Raw genomic sequence first — 22541 nt, 5'->3', positions numbered from 1 at the left:
AATCCTTAAAAAAAGTTTTTAAAACACATTCCAAATACCCATAAAAACAATACAGCCATCTATTTCGCATTAAATCCTAAATAAAATAGACTATCTTTGCCGGCTTAAATTTTTTAAAAACAAACAAATTATGACGTCTCAAAACAATGTATTAAAAGGGGTTTTTCTGGTTGCCATTGGAGCTGCAACTTACGGCATGCTGGCTACTTTTGTAAAAATAGCTTATTCTGAAGGATTTACAACTGCAGAAGTAACAACCTCTCAATTTGTTTATGGACTAATTGGAATTTTACTAATTAATGCTTTTCAGAAAATAAAGAACAAAAATACGAGCGCCAAAGCAACTCCAAAAAACATTCTCAGTCTAATGCTTGCGGGAACTTCTCTCGGAATGACCAGCTTGTTTTATTATTTGGCGGTAAAATATATTCCCGTTTCTATTGGTATTGTTTTATTGATGCAGACTGTTTGGATGGGCGTTATCTTAGAAATGATTTTAGAAAAAAAACTGCCTTCAAAACAAAAAGTTATTGCTGTATGTATTGTTCTTTTTGGAACAGTCCTCGCAACCAATATTCTTAATAATGAAATAAAATTAGATTGGCGCGGTATTGTCTGGGGCTTTTTTGCTGCAGCTTCTTTTACAACCACAATGTTTACAGCAAATCGTGTAGCTACAGGCATTTCTTCAGCACAAAGAAGCTTATATATGCTTTCCGGAGGCGCTGTTATTGTTTTTTCGTTTGCATTCTTTACACAAACTGCTCCATTCAATCTTGACATTTTTATGAAATGGGGAATCGTTCTAGCGTTGTTTGGAACAATTATTCCACCAATGCTTATGAATGCTGGTTTTCCTCTTACTGGTATCGGTTTAGGAAGCATCGTTTCTGCTCTTGAACTTCCTGTTTCAGTAATGATGGCTTATATTCTTCTTAATGAAAAAGTAATTTTATCACAATGGATTGGAATTGTTCTCATTATCTTGGCAATAATTATTATGAATTTAAATTTCAAAAGAAAACAACGCTAAAAATCTTCATTCAAAAAATAAAAATTGTAACAAAATAATGGTATTTTTTTTATAATTTAGTGCTAAACAATTAATTATCATGTTTTTACCTTGGCATCTGTATTTAATGGCGTTACTTTATTTACTTGCCGGGATTAATCATTTTAGAAAACCAGGAATGTACATCAAAATCATTCCCCCTGTATTTAAAAACCCTAAACTACTAAACTACTTAAGCGGAGGAGCCGAAATAATCTTAAGTGTCCTCCTTGTCTTTCCTTTTACAAGCCCTTTTGCTGCGTGGGGAATTATATTACTTTTAATTGCTGTCTTTCCTGCCAATTTATACATGTTTCAAAATAAAAAAGTAAGTTTTGGATTACCTAATTGGATTTTATTTGTACGTTTGCCTTTACAATTAATATTGATGTATTGGGCGTACCTCTATACATTCTAACACTAACCATAAAATTATTTTATTATGAAAAAATTGTTTGCTGAGTTCTTCGGGACTTATTGGCTCGTTTTTGGAGGTTGTGGAAGCGCTATTTTTGCAGCCGCATATCCTACATTAGGCATTGGTTTTGCCGGCGTTGCCTTAGCTTTTGGTTTAACCGTTCTTACAATGGCTTACGCAGTTGGCCACATTTCTGGCGGACATTTTAATCCGGCGGTTTCATTTGGTTTATGGGCAGGAGGCAGATTTCCAGCAAAAGATCTTATTCCGTACATTATTGCGCAATGTATAGGCGCAATTGCCGCTGCCGGAACATTGTACACAATTGCTTCAGGAAAAGCTGGTTTTGTTATAGACAATACAAAGGCGGGAGCTTTTGCTTCAAACGGCTTTGGAGCGTTTTCTCCTGATGGATACAGTCTACAAGCAGCTTTTATAGCCGAATTTGTACTAACATTGTTTTTCTTATTAATTATTCTGGGTGCAACAGATAAATTTGCAAATACCAGTTTCTGCGGTATTGTAATCGGCCTCGGACTTACATTAATCCACCTGATTAGTATTCCTATAACCAATACGTCGGTTAATCCTGCAAGATCTTTATCTCAAGCTATTTTTACTGGTGGCGAACCATTATCGCAAGTCTGGCTTTTCTGGACTGCCCCTATTCTTGGTGCTCTCGCTGCAGGATTTCTGTACAAGACCTTACTTCAAAATCATGCAGAAGCATAAAACCAACTTAAATAAATAAACTAAATAATTTACAACCTTTAAAAAATTAAAAAAATGGGATTTTTATATTTCTTACTTATTGGAGCAATTTCTGGATGGTTAGCAGGTCAGATTTGGAAAGGAGCAGGCTTTGGCTTAATTGGTAACATCATTGTTGGAATCATCGGCGGTGTAATTGGCGGATGGATTGCCGGAAAATTAGGTATTGGAGGAGGCGGAATTGTCTGGCAGATTTTAATTGCCGCTGGAGGAGCTTGGTTGTTGCTGTTTGTCATCAGTCTAATAAAAAAATAGTTCAAAATAATGAATAACCGAAAAAGAGAAAAGTCTATTTTGAACTTTTCTCTTTTTTTTAAATAAAGAATCATAACAAATAACGCTTCTTGTTACAACTTTAACAGAAATAACCACATCATTTTATTGAATTACCTAAATTTGATTCAAAAGACAGCATTATTATGAATGAGATTGTAAATTATTTCAGTACTATTCCGTCTTCTCATAGAAGCCTTATTCTAATTGGCGGCATTACACTTTTCTGGTTACTAGAAAATACTTTTCCGTTGTTTCAGATGAAGTATAGAAAGTGGCATCATGCAGGCATAAATATCTTTTTTACGTTTACGACGATTGTGGTAAATTTTATTTTAGCCTTTATTTTAATTTTTACTGCAGAATGGACCACAAAAAATAATTTTGGAATCCTGCAATTGCTTCCAGAAATGCCAGTCTGGCTTTATGCAATAATCGGCTTATTAATGCTGGATTTAATAGGTGCCTATTTAGTGCATTTAATAGAACATAAAGTGAAGTTCTTATGGCGTTTTCATTTAATTCATCATACCGATACCTGGATTGACACTACAAGCGCAAACCGGCACCATCCTGGTGAGAGTGTAATGCGCTTTGTATTTACCGCTCTAGGCGTCTTGATTGTTGGCAGTCCGATGTGGATGGTTTTTCTGTATCAGTCTTTATCAGTTGTTTTTTCGCAATTTAACCATGCAAACATTTCGCTTCCAGAAAAGCTGGACTCTTATTTAAGCTATTTTATCGTTTCTCCAAATATGCATAAAGTCCATCATCATTATGTACTTCCTTACACCGACAGTAATTATGGAAACATTTTTTCGATTTGGGACAGAATCTTCGGGACCTTTACCTATCTTCCGAAAGACCAGCTTATATACGGAGTAGACACACATATGCGTGCGGAAGAAAACAATCAATTAAAGAATTTGCTAAAAATTCCGTTCCAAAAATCAAAATCCATAAAAAACAATAAAAATCAGTAAAAAAAAGCTACTCTGCCGAAACAACTTATTATTTTTTTTTTTAATATTGATACAGAAATTGAAAATCAATCTATTAATCATTAACCCCCTATTTTGAATTAATTTTCACGAGATGAAAAAGAGTAACCGTAAAGAATTAACTTGGGAGCAAACTGAAAAACTTGTTTCGTTGGCTCTAGAAGAAAAAAATCCATTTGAAAGTATCAAAAAAGAATTTGGATTGTCAGAAAAAGAAGTTCTGGAAATTATGAAAAAGAAAATGCCTCTTGAAAAATTTGAGATGTGGAAAAAGAAGGCAGTTGCAAATAAACCAAAACCAAAACCAATAAAAATAGATGATTTTGATGAAGATTTGGATGGAAAATATTATATTAAAAATAAATTTGATTAAATTATAGCTCCTGTTTTCAGGAGTTTTTTTATTTTCAGTTTCATGTAACTTTTTTTCTTTTTCATAGTCAAATACACATATCTAAACACAAACAAATGAAAAAAATACTTTACACCCTGGCTTTAGCAGTTACTTTTTGGAGCTGTAAAACCGGAAGCTCCAGTACTGCAAAAAGCAAAGTAGTCGAAGTCAATATTAACTTAACAGATGTTAAAGACGATAAGGTCTTAGTTACGGTTACACCACCGGCCATTAAGACTGATGAAGTGGTTTACAGTATTCCTAAAACAGTTCCAGGAACTTATTCGACCGATAATTACGGTAAATATTCAGAAGATTTTAAAGCTTTTGATGCTAAAGGAAATGCTCTGACTGTAAAACGAATTAATGATAATTCTTGGTCTATCTCAAATGCAAAAACTTTAAGCAAAATAACGTATCTGGTAAACGATACATTTGATACTGAAAAAGGAACAGGATTCGGAAATGATGATGTATTTTCTCCTGCTGGAACAAACATCAATGCGGGTGTGAACTTTTTGGTCAATACGCATGGATTTGTAGGTTATTTTCAAGACAAATTAGATGTTCCTTATAACGTAACCATTACGCATCCAGAAACACTTTGGGGCGCAACATCAATGACTGACGAGGATGACAGTAAAACTTCTGATGTTTTTAAAACTTCACGTTATGCTATTTTGGTCGAAAATCCGATCATGTATTCTAAACCAGATTACACTACTTTTAATGTAAACGGAATGGATATCCTTATTGCTGTTTATTCTCCGACTGGAAAATTTACCGCAGAAAGCATTACGCCAGAGATGAAAACTATGATGACTGCTCAGAAAAACTTTTTAGGAAAAGTTAATTCTACTAAAAAATATACAGTCTTATTGTATCTTTCAACTATGGCAAAAGACGATGCACATGGGTTTGGAGCTCTTGAACATCCTACAGCTACAACGGTTGTTTTACCAGAATCAATGCCAAAAGAAAAATTGGTTGAATCGATGAAAGACGTTGTTTCGCACGAATTTTTTCATATTGTGACTCCATTAACAGTACATTCAAAAGAAATTCAATTTTTTGACTATAATGATCCAAAAATGTCTGAGCATTTATGGATGTATGAAGGTGTAACAGAATACTTTGCCAATCTTTTCCAAATCAATCAAGGTTTGATCGACGAAGCTGAATTCTATACTCGTATTGCAGATAAAATCGAGCAAGCAAAAGGTTTAAATGATACGATGTCGTTTACTTTGATGAGTAAAAATGTTTTGGAGCAACCGTATAAAGACCAATATCTGAATGTTTATCAGAAAGGCGCTTTAATCGGAATGTGCATTGACATTATCATTAGAGAAAAAAGCAATGGCGAAAAAGGAATCCTTGATTTGATGCATAAATTATCGAACGAATATGGCGTTGAAAAACCATTTAACGACGAGGAGCTTTTTGCAAAAATAACTTCATTGACTTATCCTGAAGTTGGCGAATTCTTAACTAAATATGTTGCCGGAACAACTCCAATTCCTTACGATTTTTATTTGGCTAAAGTGGGTGTCGCTAAAGCTAAAGAGAAAAAAACTGGAAACCCGTTCTTGAAAGGACAAACTCCTTATATCAAAGTGGACAAAGCTACGAAGGAAATCGCTGTTCGTCCTGAAATCGAAATAAATGATTTCTTTAAAAACTTAAATCTTAAAGGTAATGACATTATTCTAGCTGTAAACAATAAATCTTATAATCTAGACAACATCTACGATTTGATTACAGAAAGCGAAAACTGGAAAGAAAATGATCCAATTACTTTAAAAGTTAAACGTAACGGTAAAGAAGAAACCATTAAAGGAACTGTAAAATTACCATCTGAAGAATCTGAAACTTTTAAAGCGGTAGACGCTTCAAAAGACAAGCTTAAAAATGCATGGCTAAAAGGGTAATTTCTCCTTTACGACATAAAAAAAACCGACAATTATTTGTCGGTTTTTTTATGCTTTCTAAACTTTTTGTCAAAGTTTTTTATACTATTTCTTTACAGGAAATTTCCAGTCAAATTCGTCTTTGCTGTTGATTATCGCTCCGATTTCAAATTTTACCACTTCATTAAATTCGGTTTGAAGAATAAACCAGTTATCTTCGTTAAAGTAATTTTCAAAAGTGTCAAAAGTTTCCTGAGTGTATTTTGTAATTCCTTTGGCGTCAAAATCTTTTTTCACATCAGCAATATTTCTTCCGATTAATTTGAAACCGAAAACTTCTAAATCACTTCCAGATGTTACGATATAGCCTAATTTCAAATCTTCTTCCTGATAGAATGTCAACCTTGATTTTAATGCATTATAAACAAAAATTACGTTGTCATCTTCGTCTTTATAATTTTTATCAGGTTTACCTAAAACCGCTGTAACATCGTTCTGCTTCATTCCGAAAAGCAGTTTATCAATTCCTGATTTTAAATTTATTTTCATATTTCGTTTTCTTTATTTGATGTGCAAATTTCGTAAAGTTTTTTTGTTATTCGCCAAGAATTCACGAATTATACTGATTTAATATTCTTAGCAACTTAGAATCTTGGCACCTAATATTTCTTTTTGTTAGGTTTATTACTCATATAAAAAGTAATCTTTCCGCCATTCATTACATCAGCATGTTTTAAGAAAGGTTTATCCAATGGTTTTCCATTCAATAAAACTTTGCTCACGAATACATTTTTATCGGATTGGTTTACGGTTTCGACTTCAAAAGTTTTTCCGTTCTCTAGATTAAAAACAGCTTTTTTAACCAATGGGCTTCCCAAAGCATATTCATCAGAACCTGGCGCAACTGGATAAAAACCTAAACTGCTGAAAATATACCAAGCGCTCATTTGTCCGAAATCGTCATTTCCTCCTAAACCATCAGCTCCATTTCGGTACATTTTCTTTAAAATCATTCTGATTTTATCTTGCGCTTTCCAAGGCGCGTCTGTCCAGTTGTACAGATACACAACATGGTGCGACGGTTCGTTTCCGTGAACATAATTCCCAATGATTCCATCTCTGGTAATATCTTCCGTATTTTCAAAATATTTATCTGGAAGATGCATATTGAATAACGAATCTAAACGAACTTTAAACTGCTCATTGCCGCCCATCATTTTAATCATTTCGGCGGGATCATGCGGTACATATAAACTGTAGTTCCATGAATTTCCTTCAATAAAACCTTGCCCGTGTGTATCCAGTGGATCAAATTCTTTCTTAAAAGTTCTGTCGTTTAATTTAGGACGCATAAAACCTGTTTTCTCGTCGTAAACGTTTTTATAATTTTTAGATCTTTCGATAAACTCATTATAAGTTTCCGTTTTGCCCAATTTCTTTGCAGCCTGCGCAATTGCCCAGTCATCATAAGCATACTCTAATGTTTTAGAAACCGATGAACCGTTTTTGTCTTCAGGAACATAGCCTTTTTTCATGTAATACTCCAAACCATCGTAATAAGGAACTTTTGCGGTATTAACACAGGCTTGAAGTGCTTTTTCGGCATCAAAACTAATATTTCCTTTTACAATTGCATCTGCTACAACAGAAACCGAATGATAACCAATCATGCACCAGTTTTCATTTGCATAATGTGACCAAACTGGAAGCATTTTATGAACACTCTGATCTGCGTGTGCCATCATAGAACTTATCATATCGGCATTTCGTTTTGGCTGTATAATATTGAAAAAAGGATGAAGAGCACGATATGTATCCCAAAGCGAATAGCTAGTGTAGTTTGTAAAATTCTCTGCTTTGTGGACATTCATATCCAAACCTTTATAATTTTTATCTAAATCCATATATTCTGTCGGACCTAGAAATGCATGATACATTGCCGTATAAAAATTAACTAAATCTTCTTTCTGAATGGTTTCTACCTGAATCTTGTTCAATTCGTTATTCCAGATTTCCTGACTTTGTTTTTTTACTTTTTCGAAATCCCAATCTGGCGTTTCTTTTTTCATGTTTTCTAAAGCTCCTGCAGAACTAACGGGAGACAGCGCCATTTTTATTTTAATTTTTTCGCCTTCATTGGTGTCAAAATCAAAAAACAATTTCAAGTTTTGCCCAGCCATTTCTGGAAAATTTTTGGTCTGGTCAAATTTTCTCCAAAACCCTCCGTAAACATTTTTTTCCTGTGCAGCCTGACCATAACTTTTTATAGGTTTATTAAAAGACATAGTAAAATAAACCGTTCTAGTTCTTGCCCAGCCATTGGTCTGACGATACCCCGTAATTAAAGTGTCATTTTCTACCCGTACAAAAGTCCAAACATTTTTTTTGTCATAATTGTAAATTCCGGCTGTTAAATCTAAAATGATATGAGCATCAGCAGATTTTGGAAAAGTGTATTGATGCATTCCAACACGGGTCGTAGCCGTAAGTTCTGCTTTAATATTATGATCCTCTAATAGTACGCTGTAATAAGCAGGTTCGGCTTTTTCGGTTTTATGTGAAAACACCGAACGATAACCTGATTCGGGCTTTGAGGCAACTCCAGGATTTAACTGCAGTTTTCCTGTCGTCGGCATGATTAGAAAATCTCCCGGATCCGAATGTCCAGTACCGCTGAAATGTGTATGACTGAAACCAACAATAGTTTTATCTTCATACTGATAACCAGCACAATATTTATAAACTTCACCGTTGTATTTTCCGTTCAAGCCATAAGCAATTGTATCGGTTTCAGGACTCAATTGAACGCTCCCAAACGGAACTGTAGCTCCCGGATACGTGTGTCCCATTCTTGCCGTTCCAATCATTGGATCTACATACTGAATCAGGTTTTTGCGTTGTTGCCCAAAAGCGGTATGAAAACTGCTGGCAAGCAAAACGGCAAACATCACAATTTTTTTACAAGCTTCTAAACGCTTTGTCGTGTTTTTATTATTCATCTTTTTATATGTGATTATTTTTCATTGGAAAGTGAAAACGGAACTTCGTTTTTTCTGTTCTCACGATCTTTATTTTCAGTATTGTTCATTTCAAAATCAATTACGGCACCATTGTTTAAATCCTGATGCGTAAAATAATTTTTATCATATTCTTGTCCATTCATAAAAATATTTGAGACATATTTATTGTCTGTATTATTATTTGGAGCATTAATTACAATCTGTTTTCCATTTTCTAGATTGAGTGTTATCTTTTTAAACAACGGAGCTCCAACAACATATTCGCTACAAGAAGGGCAAACCGGATAAAAACCTAAAGCCGAAAAAACATACCAAGCCGACGTCTGTCCATTATCCTCATCTCCGCAATAACCATCGGGAGTTGGCTTGTACATCCTGTTCATGGTTTCGCGCACCCAATACTGCGTTTTCCAAGGCGCTCCTGCATGCGCATACAAATAAATCATATGCTGGATTGGTTGGTTTCCTTGTGCATACTGCCCCATATTGGCAATCTGCATTTCACGGATTTCATGAATGACGCTTTTATAATACGTTTCATCAAAAATAGGTTCGAGCAAAAAGACTTCATCCAGTTTCTTTACAAATTGTTTTTTTCCTCCCATCAAATCTATCAAACCTTCAATGTCATGAAAAACCGACCAGGTATAATGCCAACTGTTTCCTTCTGTAAAAGCATCTCCCCATTTAAAAGGATTAAACGGACTCATAAATTTTCCATTTGAAAGTTTTCCACGCATCAATTTTGTTTCTGGATCAAAAAGGTTCTTATAGTTCAAACTTCTTCTTCTGTACAATTCAATTTCATCTTTTGGCTTTCCTAATGCTTTCGCCAGTTTATAAATTGAAAAATCATCGTAAGCATATTCTAAAGTACGAGCAGCGCTTTCATTTATAGAAACATCGTAAGGAACATAACCCAGTTTATTGTAATAGTTTGCACCATATCTCCCAACGGCGTGCAGAGGGCCTTCGTTATTTGCTCCATTAATTAATGCCTGATACAGGGTTTCGATATCATATTTATAGGTTTCTTTGTTTTTCAGATAAGCTTCTGCCACTACCGAAGCCGAATTGTTTCCAACCATAACATTTCGCAAGCCCGGACTTCCCCACTCCGGAAGCCAGCCACTTTCTTTGTAAGCATTTATTAGACCTTCTTGGATTTGCGCATTCAAAGCAGGCTGCGTTAGATTTAACAATGGAAAAAGTGCTCTGAAAGTATCCCAAAAACCTGTATCTGTAAACATATAACCCGTAAGAACTTTTCCGTTGTAAGGGCTGTAATGAACAACATTTCCTTTTTCATCATACTCAAAAAATTTTCTTGGAAAAAGCATTGTGCGGTACAAACACGAATAAAAAGTACGATTTTGTTCTAATGTTCCTCCTTCTGTAATAATCTTGCTGAGTTGCTTATTCCAAATTTCTCTTCCTTTGCTTTTTATTGTTTCAAAACCATCAGAACCCAGTTCTTTTAAGTTTAATTCTGCTTGTTCAATACTAATAAATGACGAAGCCGTTTTTGCTATAATAACCTTTCCTTTAGTGGTTTTAAATCGCACAACCGCACCTGCATGATCGCTGGTCATTTCGTTGCTTTTGTGAAGTGATTTTCCGTTAAAAGTATTTATTTCTGTGAAAGGTTCATCGAATTCAATCACAAAATAGTTTTTAAAATTTGACGGAACACCTTTGCTGTTTTTGGTTGTAAAGCCAATTATTTTTCTTTCGTTGGGAATAACCTTTACATATGATCCTTTATCAAATGCATCGACAACTATATAAGATTTATCTGTCTCAGGAAAACTAAAGCGAAAACAAGCAGCTCTTTCTGTTGGAGATATTTCTGTTGTAACATCGTAATCTGCAAGATAAACGCTGTAATAATAAGGTTTTGAAATTTCTGATTTATGCGAAAACCAGCTTGCTCTTTCGTCTTCATTAAAAACAAGTTTTCCGGTTACGGGCATAATAGAAAACTGGCCGTAATCATTCATCCATGGCGAAGGTGCGTGTGTTTGCTTGAATCCGCGGATTTTATCTGCCGAATAGGTATAAATCCATCCGTCTCCCATTTTTCCGGTTTGGGGCGTCCAGAAATTCATTCCCCAAGGCAGTGCTATTGCGGGGTAAGTATTTCCGTTTGAAAGACTTGGCTTAGAATCGCTTCCAATAAGCGGATTTACAAAATCTACTGGTTCATTAATTTCTGTTGTCACGATTTTTTGTGCGCTAATTAACTGACTGTAAATGAGCAATGAGAAAAGTATTAATAACCTCATAGTTAGATTAGTTTTGGAAATTTAAAAATGTAACTTTTGTTTAGAAAATTACAATAAAATATGCTTTTAAAAAATTACTATTTAAAATTTAAAAATTCAGGTTTCCCAAATCGACTATCGATGTAAATTTTGAAGCAGATATTAACAAACCTTAACTTATTAACATTCAATAATTCTAATCTTTATTTTCTTAATTTCGTTTTGTCGTCCAAAAACATTCATTCTCGAAACGACTCCAACTTCAAATTTAAAAAACATGAAACCAAACTCACTTTTAGTCCTGTTGTTCATCCTTTATACTGGATTTTCATATTCTCAAAATAAAACAGGCAAATCAGAAGAATTTAAAGTAGAATTTGAACAATTCAAATTAGGAAATGGACTTCATGTAATTTTTCATATTGACCGATCTGACCCCGTTGTTGCTGTGGCTTTGACTTGCCACGTTGGCTCAGCCAGAGAAACTGTTGGCCGAACTGGTTTTGCCCATTTGTTTGAACACTTGCTTTTTCTCGAATCAGAAAATTTAGGTAAAGGAGGCCTAGACAAAATGAGTGCCCGAATTGGAGGATCTGGCGCGAATGGTTCGACCAATAGAGATAGAACGAATTATTATCAAACGGTACCAAAAGATGCTTTAGAAAAAATGATTTGGGCAGAAGCTGATAAATTGGGCTATTTCATTAATACCGTTACTGATCCTGTTCTTGCCAAAGAAAAACAGGTCGTTAAAAATGAAAAAAGACAGAGTTACGATAATAAACCTTATGGACATACTTTATCTGTAATTGATAAAAATTTATATCCTGCTTCACATCCGTATAATTGGGAAGTTATTGGTTCTCTTGAAGATTTGCAAAATGCAACACTTGATGATGTGAAAACTTTCTACAACCGCTGGTACGTACCAAATAATGTTACGCTTACCATTGCTGGAGATTTTGACACTAAACAGGCAAAAAAATGGGTAGAAAAATATTTTGGCGAAATAAAACGCGGTGCGGACATTCCGAATATTGAAAAACAGCTTGTAACATTAACAGAAAATAAAAATCTTTATTATGAAGATAATTTTGCCCGTGTACCACAATTAAATTTTACCTGGCCCACTGTTTACAAATATCATCCTGACAGCTATGCCTTAGAAGTTTTGGCAAATTATCTTTCAATAGGTAAAAAAGCACCTTTATACAAAACACTTGTAGAAAACAAAAAGTTAACCGATGCGGTAGAAATGTATCAATATGACAGTGAAATTGCTGGTCAGTTTACATTACAAATTACTGCTTTCGACAAAATAAATCTAAATGAGGTTAGCAAAGGGATAAGCGAAGCATTTAAAAATTTTGAAGCTCAAGGAATTTCGCAAGAGGATTTAAATAGAATTAAAGCCCAGCAGGAAACTGCATTTTATAATGGTTTGACAAGTGTTGTTGGAAAAGGATTTCAATTAGCTCAATACGAGATTTTTGCGGGAACTCCAGATTATATCAATCAGGATATAAAAAATATTCTTACGGTAACTCCCGAAGATGTTATGCGAGTTTATAATAAATATATAAAAGATAAACATTTTGTAGCAACTAGTTTTGTTCCAAAAGGTGAGGCAAATTTAGCTTTGGAAGGCGCAACTTTAGCGACCGTTGTTGAAGAAAAAATAATTGATGGCAAAGAAGAATCTTTTGATGCCAGCATAGCGGGAACTTACAAAAAAACACCATCAACTTTTGACAGAAGTACAGAACCTCCTTATGGGCAAGCACCTGACGTAAAATTGCCTGTAGTATGGAAAAAGAAATTATCGTCTGGTTTAAACCTTTTTGGCATTGAGAATCATGAAGTGCCACTGGTGCAGTTTCAATTAGAAATCAAAGGCGGAATGCTTCTGGAATCAGCAAATAAAATTGGTGTTTCTAATATGCTAGCTCAATTAATGACAAAAGGAACAAAAAACAAAACTCCTGAACAATTAGAAAATGCTATAGAAAGTCTGGGAGCGAACATAAACGCTTATGCCACTGATGAAGCCATTTTTATCACAGGAAATACTTTAACCAAAAACTATGAAAAAACAATACAGCTTGTACAGGAAATATTACTCGAACCTCGCTGGGATGTAAAGGAATTTGATTTGATCAAACAAAGCACTTTAAGCGCAATTCTACAGCAAAAAGCAAATCCAGCTAGTATTGGAGAAAATGAATTCAGAAAATTAATTAATGGAGAAGAATCTATTCTGTCCAACAATAATATAGGAACTGAAAATTCTGTAAATAGTATTTCAATAGAAGATTTGAAGAGTTATTATACACAAAATGTTTCTCCATCTATCTCTGATTTTCAAATTGTTGGTGCCATTTCAGAAACGAATGTGAATAATTCATTAGCAGGACTGAACAAAGAATGGAAAGCTAAAAACGTAGTTTTTCCTAAAATAGCGACTACTAAAGCTATTGTCAAATCAAAAATTTATTTTTATGATGTACCCGATTCAAAACAATCTGTTATCCGCATTGGCTATCCTGCAATGAAAGCTGCTGACAAAGATTTTTATCCAGCAACGATAATGAATTACCGTTTAGGCGGTGGTGGATTTGCATCGCAACTGACACAGCAATTAAGAGAAGGAAAAGGCTATACTTATGGAATTAGGTCTTCTTTTGAAGGTACAAATAATAAAGGTTCATTTACTATCGCAAGCGGTGTACGATCAAATGTAACGTATGAATCGGTTGCTTTGATCAAAGAAATAATCAATCAATACGGTAAAAATTTTAATAAGACTGATCTTGAAGTTACGAAAGAATACCTTATCAAAAGTAATGCACGAGCATTTGAAACTTTAACAGCAAAATTGAAAATGCTCTACAATATCAGCAATTATAATTTTTCAGATGATTATACAAAGCAACAAGAAAAAATTGTAAAAAACATCACAATTGAAGAAATTCAAAAACTTGCAGCCAAATATTTAAACACAGATGAAATGATTTATCTAGTTGTTGGCGATGCAAAAACACAATTGAAAAAATTAGAACAGATAGGTTTTGGAACACCCGTTCTTTTAAATCCATCAACAGAAACGGCAAAAAATTAGAATCGTTTATAAATAAAAACTGTCCCTGATATTGGGACAGTTTTTTTATACTATTTATTCGTTCATTTCATCGTAACGCTCTGGAATCTGCGGATCATAAAGCGGACATTTGAATTCTTCTAGAATATCCACAAGTTTGTTCATGGTTTTTCCTTCTGTTCCGTAGCAATCGATTTTTATGCTTTGTGGCGTCGTAATAACCTGAAAGGCACCTTTCCCTTTTGTGTTTTTCCAACTGTCTTCATCCACTCTTTCCCATTCAGAAAATACCGAATTGATTCTGTTAACGATTACTTCTGTTTGAAGAATAGCTAAACCTTCAACTTCTTGTTTCTCTATAAGAGCCTCATAAACCTCCTGATTGTTCAGGTAAATTTCATCTAGATATCTCCAAAAAAGTAATTCGTACATAATTTGACTATTTATAAATAGAGACACACAAAAGTGTGCCTCTTAGATTATTTTAAACAAAAGATTAAGTCTTTGTAACTTTGAACCTTTGTCTCTTTGTAACTTAAAAGTTAATAATTGAATGTTCCGTATTCGCTAGTAATAGTAAGCTTTTTAGCATCAGAAGCTTCTACTCTACCTACGATTTGCGCATCTACATTGAATGATTTTGAAATTTCAATAATATCCTGCGCAATATTTTCTGGAACATAAATCTCCATTCTATGACCGCAGTTGAAAACCTGATACATTTCTTTCCAGTCTGTTTTTGATTGTTCTTGAATTAATTTGAACAATGGCGGTACTGGAAATAAATTGTCTTTTATAACGTGTAAGTCTTTTACGAAATGTAAAATTTTAGTTTGTGCACCACCACTGCAATGCACCATTCCGTGAATATCTTCTGGAGTATATTTATCTAAAATTTTCTTGATAATCGGCGCGTAAGTTCTTGTTGGAGAAAGCACTAATTGCCCCGCATTGATTGGACTGTTCTCTACTTCATCAGTAAGATTAACTTGTCCAGAATAAATTAATTCTTCTGGAACTGCAGCATCAAAACTTTCAGGATATTTTTTAGCCAAATATCTACCAAAAACATCGTGACGTGCAGAAGTAAGTCCGTTGCTTCCCATTCCTCCGTTATAACCTTTTTCATAAGTCGCCTGCCCGAAAGAAGCCAAACCTACAATAACGTCACCCACTTTTATGTTTGCGTTGTCTACAACATCAGAACGTTTCATACGTGCTGTAACTGTAGAATCTACGATAATAGTACGAACTACATCTCCAACATCAGCTGTCTCGCCGCCAGTTGAATGAATGGTCACGCCAAAAGATTTCAATTCGTTAATCAATTCTTCAGTTCCGTTGATAATTGCTGAAATAACTTCAGCTGGAATTAAATTTTTATTTCTTCCGATAGTCGATGAAAGCAAGATATTGTCTGTTGCACCGACACACAATAAATCATCAATATTCATGATTAAGGCATCTTGAGCGATTCCTTTCCAAACCGAAAGATCTCCAGTTTCTTTCCAATACATATATGCTAAAGATGATTTTGTACCCGCTCCGTCGGCATGCATAATCAGGCAATGTTCGTTGTCCTGTGTTAAATAATCTGGAACAATTTTACAGAAAGCCTGCGGAAATAAACCTTTGTCGATGTTTTTTATAGCGTTGTGTACGTCTTCTTTTGATGCCGAAACACCTCTTTGTGCATATCTTTTGCTAGAATCTGAACTCATGAAAATTAGTTTGTGTTGATGTGGTGCAAAGATAATCCCTTTTTTTAATTCTTTGAATGATTCGCATGCTTGATTCAAAAAAAGTTTGCCACGAGTTACGGGAATTTTTACAAATTTTTATTCTTTAGATAAAATCATCCACATCAGATTATTTTATGAAAAAGTAAATTCGTGAAAATTCGCGTAATTCGTGGCAAAAAAACAGTAGTAAAAACTATTATTTAGTAAATAATAATTCTCTGTATTTAGTTAAAGTCCAGCTTTCGTCATCAACCAAAAGTTCTAATTTATCACAATGATTACGAATTTCATCAAAATAAGGTTTCACGTTATTGCAATACGCTTCTGCCATTTTTTGAGCGTCTGTCAGTTGATTGGCTTTTTTTCTTTCGTTGGTCATTGCCAATACTTTAGAATTAATCCCTTCAATATGACCAGAAATCTCTTTAATCAAGACAATCTGTTCTTTTGCAATGGTTTCGAATTCTTTTCCGAAGATTTCTTTCAAACCTTTTACATTTTCAATTAAAGTATTTTGATAACGAATTGCAGTCGGAATTACGTGATTTCTAGCGATATCTCCCAAAACTCTTCCTTCAATCTGGATTTTTTTGGTGTATTCTTCCAATTCAATTTCGTAACGCGCCTCGGCTTCAACGTGATTAAAGATTCCAAGTTCTTCAAATAAACTTAAAGCTTGTTTAGAAACTTTTGCTTTAATAGCTTCAGGTGTTGTTTTAAAGTTGCTCAAGCCTCTTTTTGCTGCTTCTTTTTCCCATGCTTCGCTGTAACCATCGCCTTCAAAAAGGATTTTTTTAGATTGTTTGATATATTCTCTTAAGACATTAAAGATTGCATCGTCTTTTTTCATGTCTTTATTTTCAATCAAACCTTCTACTTCATTCTTAAAATCAATCAGCTGTTTTGCTACAATTGCATTTAAAGTCGTCATTGCATTAGAACAGTTTGAATTCGATCCAACCGCTCTAAATTCCCATTTATTTCCTGTAAAAGCAAAAGGCGAAGTTCTGTTGCGATCAGTGTTGTCTAATAATACGTCTGGAATTTTACCAACAACATTCAATTTAAGATCTGTTTTTTCTTCTGGCGAAAGTTTTCCTGTAGTTACGCTTTCTAATTCAGATAAAACTTTAGTCAATTGCGCTCCAATAAATACAGACATAATAGCTGGCGGCGCTTCGTTTGCTCCTAACCTGTGATCGTTGCTTGCAGTTGCGATAGAAGCTCTTAATAAAGTTTCGTTATCATTTACCGCTTTGATTGTATTAATAAAGAAAGTCAAAAACTGTAAATTGCTCATTGGCGTTTTACTCGGACTCAACAAATTAACTCCAGTATCTGTTGCCAATGACCAGTTATTGTGTTTCCCTGAACCGTTTACTCCTTTAAACGGCTTTTCGTGAAATAATACTTTAAAATCATGACGCTCTGCTACTCTCTGCATTACATCCATTAATAAAGAGTTGTGGTCAACGGCCAAATTTGTTTCTTCAAAAATCGGAGCCAATTCAAACTGATTTGGTGCAACCTCGTTATGGCGTGTTTTTACCGGAATTCCTAACAACATGCATTCCTGCTCTAAATCTCTCATATAAGTAAGCGCACGAGTTGGAATTGATCCAAAATAATGATCGTCTAATTGTTGCCCTTTTGCAGAAGTATGCCCTAATAAAGTTCTTCCCGTCATCATTAAGTCTGGGCGAGAATTTGCCAAAGCTTTATCAATCAAGAAATATTCCTGTTCCCAGCCTAAAGTTGCTGTAACCTTTTTTACATTTTTGTCAAAGTATTTACAAACTTCCGTTGCCGCTTCGTCAATAGCAGATAATGCTCTCAATAAAGGAATTTTGTTATCCAAAGCTTCACCCGTGTAAGCAATAAAAACAGTCGGAATACATAAAGTTGTACCATATATAAATGCTGGAGAAGTCGGATCCCAAGCTGTATAACCTCTTGCTTCAAACGTATTACGGATTCCTCCATTCGGGAAACTAGAGGCGTCTGGTTCTTGCTGTACTAATTGTGCGCCTCCAAATTTTTCTACTGGATCGCTTCCGTCATAAGAGGTTTCAAAAAAAGCATCGTGTTTCTCTGCGGTTGTTCCCGTTAAAGGCTGAAACCAGTGTGTATAATGTGTAACTCCTTTTGCAAGAGCCCATTCTTTCATCCCCATGGCAATATAATCTGCCATCTTCCTGTCTATTTTAGTTCCGTGTTGAATAGCATCTCTAACCCCTTTAAAGGCATCAGAAGTTAAGTATTGCTTCATTGCTTTTTCATTAAACACGTTTGAACCAAATAGACTAGACTTTCTGTCGATTTCTTCAAAATGTACCGGCTTTCTGTTTGAAGCTTCTTTTAAGGCTTGGAAACGTAATGTTGACATGATTATAATTTTAAAAATTCGTGTTATTTTTCATATAAAAAATGATCTGCAAATATAAACAAATAAAATCCCTGTTTTAAACTAAAAAAACATAATTTAACAAAAGGATTTTTCAACAGAACTCCCCTTTTTTAAAGAATAATGAAGTCGTTGTAAAGAAATATAACAAAATACCGCAATACTATCCATTAAATAAACATTTTTTCATAATTCCTTAACCCAAAAATTCAAAAACAGCACGTTTTTTTTACGAATTTCAATTTTTACCCCATAAAAAATTGCTTAATTTAAAATATACCCCTGCCTAAATTGCGCTTATCCAAAAAATAATACTTCGCAAAACAAAATAGCCCCCTAATTTTTAGGACTAAAAAAATAAATCTATATTTGACCCAACGAAAAAAAACAAAAAAATTAATTTATATTATTATGGCTAAAATTAAGTTAGAGTACATTTGGTTAGATGGATATGAACCAACTCAAAATCTTAGAAGTAAAACTAAAGTTGAAGAGCACGAAAACTTCAAAGGAACATTAGAAGAACTTGGAAACTGGTCATTTGATGGTTCGTCAACTAAACAAGCTGAAGGTGGTTCTTCTGACTGTCTTTTAGTCCCTGTTGCAATTTATCCAGATCCTACTCGTATTAATGGATGGTTGGTAATGTCTGAAGTTATGTATGCAGACGGAACTCCACACCCTTCTAACGGTAGAGCTACAATTGATGATGATAATGATGATTTTTGGTTTGGATTCGAACAAGAGTATTTCATCATGGATACTAAAACTCAACTTCCACTTGGTTTCCCAGTTGGAGGATACCCTGCTCCACAAGGGATGTACTACTGTTCTGTAGGTGGAAAAAACACACACGGTAGAAAATTAGTTGAAGAGCATGCTGATTTATGTATCGCTGCTGGAATCAACTTTGAAGGAATCAACCAAGAGGTTGCTTGCGGACAATGGGAGTTCCAATTATTCGCTAAAGGTGCTAAAAAAGCGGGAGACGAAATCTGGGTTGCTCGTTACTTATTAGACCGTTTGACTGAGAAATATGGTTACTATATCGAATACCACCCAAAACCTCTAGGAGATACAGACTGGAATGGTTCTGGAATGCACGCTAACTTCTCTAACGAAGTTTTAAGAACATGTGGAGACCAAGCAACTTACGAAAGAATTTGCGAAGCTTTCCGTCCTGTTACTGCTGAGCATATCGCGGTTTACGGAGCTTACAACGACCAACGTTTAACTGGTAAACACGAAACTGCTTCTATCAACGATTTCTCTTATGGAGTTTCAGACAGAGGATGTTCTATCAGAATTCCTTTGATGACTGTTCAAAAAGGATGGAAAGGATGGTTGGAAGACAGAAGACCAGCTTCAAACGGAGACCCATACAAAATTGCTGCTAGAATTATCAAAACTGTTAAATCAGCGCTATAATTCTCTGCATAAATTATATTCAAAATGCCATCTTAATTGATGGCATTTTTTTTATAACTCATTTTTAATGAGAAATTTAGCTGTAAATCCTATCTTTGTGTAATACACTAAAAAAATACCACAATGGTTTGGATTCTCTTTTTAACAGCAGTCGGTATTTTCCTTGCTTTAGATTTGGGAGTTTTTAACAAAAACCCTCACATCATCAGTACTAAGGAAGCCAGCAGATGGACATTGATCTGGGTAACTTTGTCCTTTCTTTTTTCTGGCGTAATTTACTGGCTATACACTACAGCTTATATTGCCAACCCAGACAAACTAGCTCCTGACGTGGCTTCAATGAAGTTTATAACAGGTTATTTGATTGAATTATCGCTCAGCGTAGATAATATTTTTGTAATTGCAATTATTTTTTCTTCTTTTAAAATACCGCAGAAATACCAGCACAGGGTTTTGTTTTGGGGAATCTTGGGCGCCATCGTTTTCCGTGGCTTAATGATCTTCTTTGGTGTCATGCTTATCAACAGATTTACTTGGACAACTTATATTTTTGGAATTTTCTTGATATTTACTGCCATCAAAATGTTATTCTCTGGCGAAGACGAAAGTTTTCATCCTAAAGATTCTTTTATTTATAAAACATTAGGAAAAGTTATGCCGATTACTTCGGAAATGGAAGGTGAAAAATTCTTTATTACAACTAAAACTGCAAAAAAAGCCGCTACACCGTTATTTGTGGCCTTAATTGTTATCGAAGTAATGGATGTTTTATTTGCCGTTGATAGCGTTCCGGCAATTCTTGCTATTACCAAAGATCCGTTTTTGGTATTCAGTTCTAATATTTTTGCCATTTTAGGATTGCGTTCTATGTACTTTTTCCTTGCCAACATGCTGGCAAAATTCAGTTATTTAGAATACAGTTTAGTAGCAATTTTGGCTTTCGTTGGACTAAAAATGCTTCTTCATGATTACATCGAAGTTCCCGAATGGGCTTCTTTAGGATTTATAGCACTCTCACTTTTACTCGGAATTTTGGTTTCACTGCAGTTTGGAGAAGAAAAGGTTTTGACGGATTCGAGTGAAGAATAATTATTCTTGAGACAATTATGCATAAAAAAAAGGAAATCTCTTTTCGATTTCCTTTTTTTATTTAAAGTTTTATTTCACTTTTAATTCTTTCATTTTACTTTCATCAATTCCATACCTTGCAATTACAGATTTGTAATCTGAAAAGTCAGCTTTATTGGCAGATTTAGCAGTTCCTGTTAAATACCCTGGAATAATAACAATTCTGAATGTTTGATTCAATCTAAAGGTACTTAAAACACTTCCTAAATCACCTCCATCCATGTAAATACTAACATCTCTAATAGTAAAATTAGAATTATAACCAAAATCCAATGTTCCATCAGGTAAATAATATAATTCTGGTGTCATTTTCCAAACCGGCACTCCTCCATCCGTTCCATCCTGCCTGTAAACCAACACCATATCAGAAGTTCCAATTGTAGGATCCAAAGGGATTATTGGATTATAATCATTATTACTTGTAAAATTAACACCCTTGACTTGAAAAACTTCAGCAATTAATCCATCTTGTCCCTGAGGTCCTTCTGGCCCTTCCGGTCCTTCACAACTAGAAAATGCAATTAAACCAACAACTGCAAATAAGGTAAGTATCTTTTTCATAATTATATCTTTTTTAAGGTTTATATATATATAAAGGTATCCCAAAAATCAAACCAAAAAAAGCGAATTAGATTAATTTTACATTAGAAACAACTTTATTTCTTTGCAACCAGCTGATTTTTAAGCAATATTTTATTGAAAAATAATATGTGATACGGTAAAGAATTTTCCCAATATTCCCAAGTATGCGCTCCTGGACGTTCTGTATAATCGTGGTCGACTTTTGTATAAACCAATCTTCTATGAAGTTCTCTGTTTGGTTCTATCAAAAAATCGTCTACACCGCAATCTATTATTAACGGAAGTTTATTGGCTTTAATCTTATCAATCATTCCTAAAACGGCATGTTGCTCGTACATTTCGGTACTACCGCTTTTGTCACCAAAAACCGGCTGCATTAACTTTACAACCTGAGCAGACGAATCTCTGTTGAGCATTACACTCATATCTACCGCGCCGCTCATGCTTCCGGCCGCGCAAAACAAATCGGGATGTTTGGCAGAAAGATACAACGCTCCGTGACCTCCCATCGAAAGTCCGGTAATGACTCTTCCGCTTTTGCTGGCAATGGTTTTATACGTTTTATCTACTTTCTGAATGACTTCCTGAGTGATAAAAGTCTCAAACTGACTTTCTTTATTTATCGGACTATCCAGATAGAAACTAAACGTTTCTCCTTCTGGCATCACTATAATAATATTGTACTGATCTGCCAAACTATGAACTAGTTTTTTATTTGGAGTATTTTTAAGCCAGTCGCCAAAATGCCCGTATGCCCCGTGAAGCAAGTACATTACCGGAAAAGCGGTTTTGCTTTTTGCATAAGAGTTGGGTAAAACGACCGCCGCTTTGTAAGTTTTACTCATAGCGGCGCTGGCAATTTGTAACGTATCCACTTTTGCGGCATAAGTCGAAGACATACAAAGCAAAAATGCAGCAAGAAGCATTTTTATTTTTCTCATTTTATTCTTTTTTTTCTGATTAGGGATTGTAAATATAACCTTTTCAGGACAAAAGATATAAAAAAAATCCGACGGAAATTAACCGGTCGGATTGCTTATGGGATTTTATGAGATTGA

General features: G+C 34.6%; 18 protein-coding genes. 10 read left to right on the top strand and 8 right to left on the bottom strand.

The annotated features are described in order from the left end of the window. Positions 1 to 130 precede the first annotated feature (130 nt). The 7 genes from ACFFLS_RS07420 to ACFFLS_RS07390 all read left to right on the top strand — a co-directional run bounded on the left by ACFFLS_RS07420 (position 131) and on the right by ACFFLS_RS07390 (position 5839). Positions 131 to 1033 carry an EamA family transporter gene (locus tag ACFFLS_RS07420; protein WP_379685896.1) on the top strand — a complete coding sequence of 301 codons (903 nt, stop codon included), beginning with the start codon at positions 131 to 133 and terminating at the stop codon, positions 1031 to 1033. A 79-nt stretch (positions 1034 to 1112) separates the two neighbouring features. Then, positions 1113 to 1469: a DoxX family protein gene (locus ACFFLS_RS07415; RefSeq protein ID WP_379685895.1), complete on the top strand. Its 357-nt coding sequence runs from the start codon at positions 1113 to 1115 to the stop codon at positions 1467 to 1469. A 24-nt stretch (positions 1470 to 1493) separates the two neighbouring features. Continuing rightward, complete coding sequence (gene aqpZ / locus ACFFLS_RS07410) at positions 1494 to 2201, top strand: aquaporin Z (protein WP_379685894.1); 708 nt, start codon at positions 1494 to 1496, stop codon at positions 2199 to 2201. Between the two features lie 54 nt (positions 2202 to 2255). Beyond that, positions 2256 to 2495, top strand: a complete 240-nt coding sequence (locus ACFFLS_RS07405; protein WP_379685893.1) for a GlsB/YeaQ/YmgE family stress response membrane protein — start codon at positions 2256 to 2258, stop codon at positions 2493 to 2495. A 164-nt stretch (positions 2496 to 2659) separates the two neighbouring features. Next, positions 2660 to 3496, top strand: a complete 837-nt coding sequence (locus tag ACFFLS_RS07400) for a sterol desaturase family protein (protein ID WP_379685892.1) — start codon at positions 2660 to 2662, stop codon at positions 3494 to 3496. A gap of 112 nt (positions 3497 to 3608) precedes the next feature. After that, positions 3609 to 3887, top strand: coding sequence for a DUF2805 domain-containing protein (locus ACFFLS_RS07395; protein WP_379685891.1), 279 nt, complete (start codon positions 3609 to 3611; stop codon positions 3885 to 3887). 95 nt (positions 3888 to 3982) lie between these two features. Further along, positions 3983 to 5839, top strand: coding sequence for a M61 family metallopeptidase (locus ACFFLS_RS07390; RefSeq protein ID WP_379685890.1), 1857 nt, complete (start codon positions 3983 to 3985; stop codon positions 5837 to 5839). A gap of 84 nt (positions 5840 to 5923) precedes the next feature. Here ACFFLS_RS07390 and ACFFLS_RS07385 read toward each other — a convergent pair whose 3' ends face one another. The 3 genes from ACFFLS_RS07385 to ACFFLS_RS07375 form a co-directional block, all read right to left on the bottom strand. After that, positions 5924 to 6367 (bottom strand): hypothetical protein, encoded by a 444-nt coding sequence (locus ACFFLS_RS07385; protein WP_379685889.1) that lies wholly within the window; start codon positions 6365 to 6367, stop codon positions 5924 to 5926. A 110-nt stretch (positions 6368 to 6477) separates the two neighbouring features. Then, entirely contained in the window at positions 6478 to 8817 is a 2340-nt protein-coding gene (locus tag ACFFLS_RS07380) for a GH92 family glycosyl hydrolase (protein ID WP_379685888.1), read from the bottom strand. A gap of 14 nt (positions 8818 to 8831) precedes the next feature. Continuing rightward, positions 8832 to 11144 (bottom strand): GH92 family glycosyl hydrolase, encoded by a 2313-nt coding sequence (locus ACFFLS_RS07375; RefSeq protein ID WP_379686384.1) that lies wholly within the window; start codon positions 11142 to 11144, stop codon positions 8832 to 8834. 235 nt (positions 11145 to 11379) lie between these two features. On the opposite strand from ACFFLS_RS07375, the gene ACFFLS_RS07370 reads away from it, so the two are divergent. Further along, positions 11380 to 14220 (top strand): M16 family metallopeptidase, encoded by a 2841-nt coding sequence (locus ACFFLS_RS07370; RefSeq protein ID WP_379685887.1) that lies wholly within the window; start codon positions 11380 to 11382, stop codon positions 14218 to 14220. A 54-nt stretch (positions 14221 to 14274) separates the two neighbouring features. Here ACFFLS_RS07370 and ACFFLS_RS07365 read toward each other — a convergent pair whose 3' ends face one another. From ACFFLS_RS07365 to ACFFLS_RS07355, 3 genes are all read right to left on the bottom strand, one after another. Further along, positions 14275 to 14631, bottom strand: a complete 357-nt coding sequence (locus ACFFLS_RS07365; RefSeq protein WP_379685886.1) for a hypothetical protein — start codon at positions 14629 to 14631, stop codon at positions 14275 to 14277. Between the two features lie 110 nt (positions 14632 to 14741). Next, on the bottom strand, positions 14742 to 15920 hold the full coding sequence (locus tag ACFFLS_RS07360) for an AIR synthase related protein (protein WP_379685885.1): 1179 nt from the start codon (positions 15918 to 15920) through the stop codon (positions 14742 to 14744). A gap of 217 nt (positions 15921 to 16137) precedes the next feature. Next, entirely contained in the window at positions 16138 to 18327 is a 2190-nt protein-coding gene (locus ACFFLS_RS07355) for a glutamine synthetase III family protein (RefSeq protein WP_379685884.1), read from the bottom strand. Positions 18328 to 18756: 429 nt separating this feature from the next. Here ACFFLS_RS07355 and ACFFLS_RS07350 point away from each other — a divergent pair, with 429 nt between their 5' ends. Next, complete coding sequence (locus ACFFLS_RS07350; RefSeq protein WP_379685883.1) at positions 18757 to 19773, top strand: glutamine synthetase beta-grasp domain-containing protein; 1017 nt, start codon at positions 18757 to 18759, stop codon at positions 19771 to 19773. 123 nt (positions 19774 to 19896) lie between these two features. Beyond that, positions 19897 to 20862: a TerC family protein gene (locus tag ACFFLS_RS07345; protein ID WP_379685882.1), complete on the top strand. Its 966-nt coding sequence runs from the start codon at positions 19897 to 19899 to the stop codon at positions 20860 to 20862. 69 nt (positions 20863 to 20931) lie between these two features. Here the strand turns inward: ACFFLS_RS07345 and ACFFLS_RS07340 are convergent, their stop codons facing one another. Both ACFFLS_RS07340 and ACFFLS_RS07335 read right to left on the bottom strand, forming a co-directional pair. Next, positions 20932 to 21462, bottom strand: a complete 531-nt coding sequence (locus ACFFLS_RS07340; protein ID WP_379685881.1) for a hypothetical protein — start codon at positions 21460 to 21462, stop codon at positions 20932 to 20934. A 95-nt stretch (positions 21463 to 21557) separates the two neighbouring features. Continuing rightward, entirely contained in the window at positions 21558 to 22424 is an 867-nt protein-coding gene (locus ACFFLS_RS07335; RefSeq protein ID WP_379685880.1) for an alpha/beta hydrolase, read from the bottom strand. Positions 22425 to 22541 lie beyond the last annotated feature (117 nt).

This window comes from Flavobacterium procerum, from assembly GCF_042431625.1.
GTDB lineage: Bacteria > Bacteroidota > Bacteroidia > Flavobacteriales > Flavobacteriaceae > Flavobacterium > Flavobacterium procerum.
Note: the sequence above shows the minus strand (reverse complement) of the source record. Positions and strands in the feature narration are given on the sequence as shown.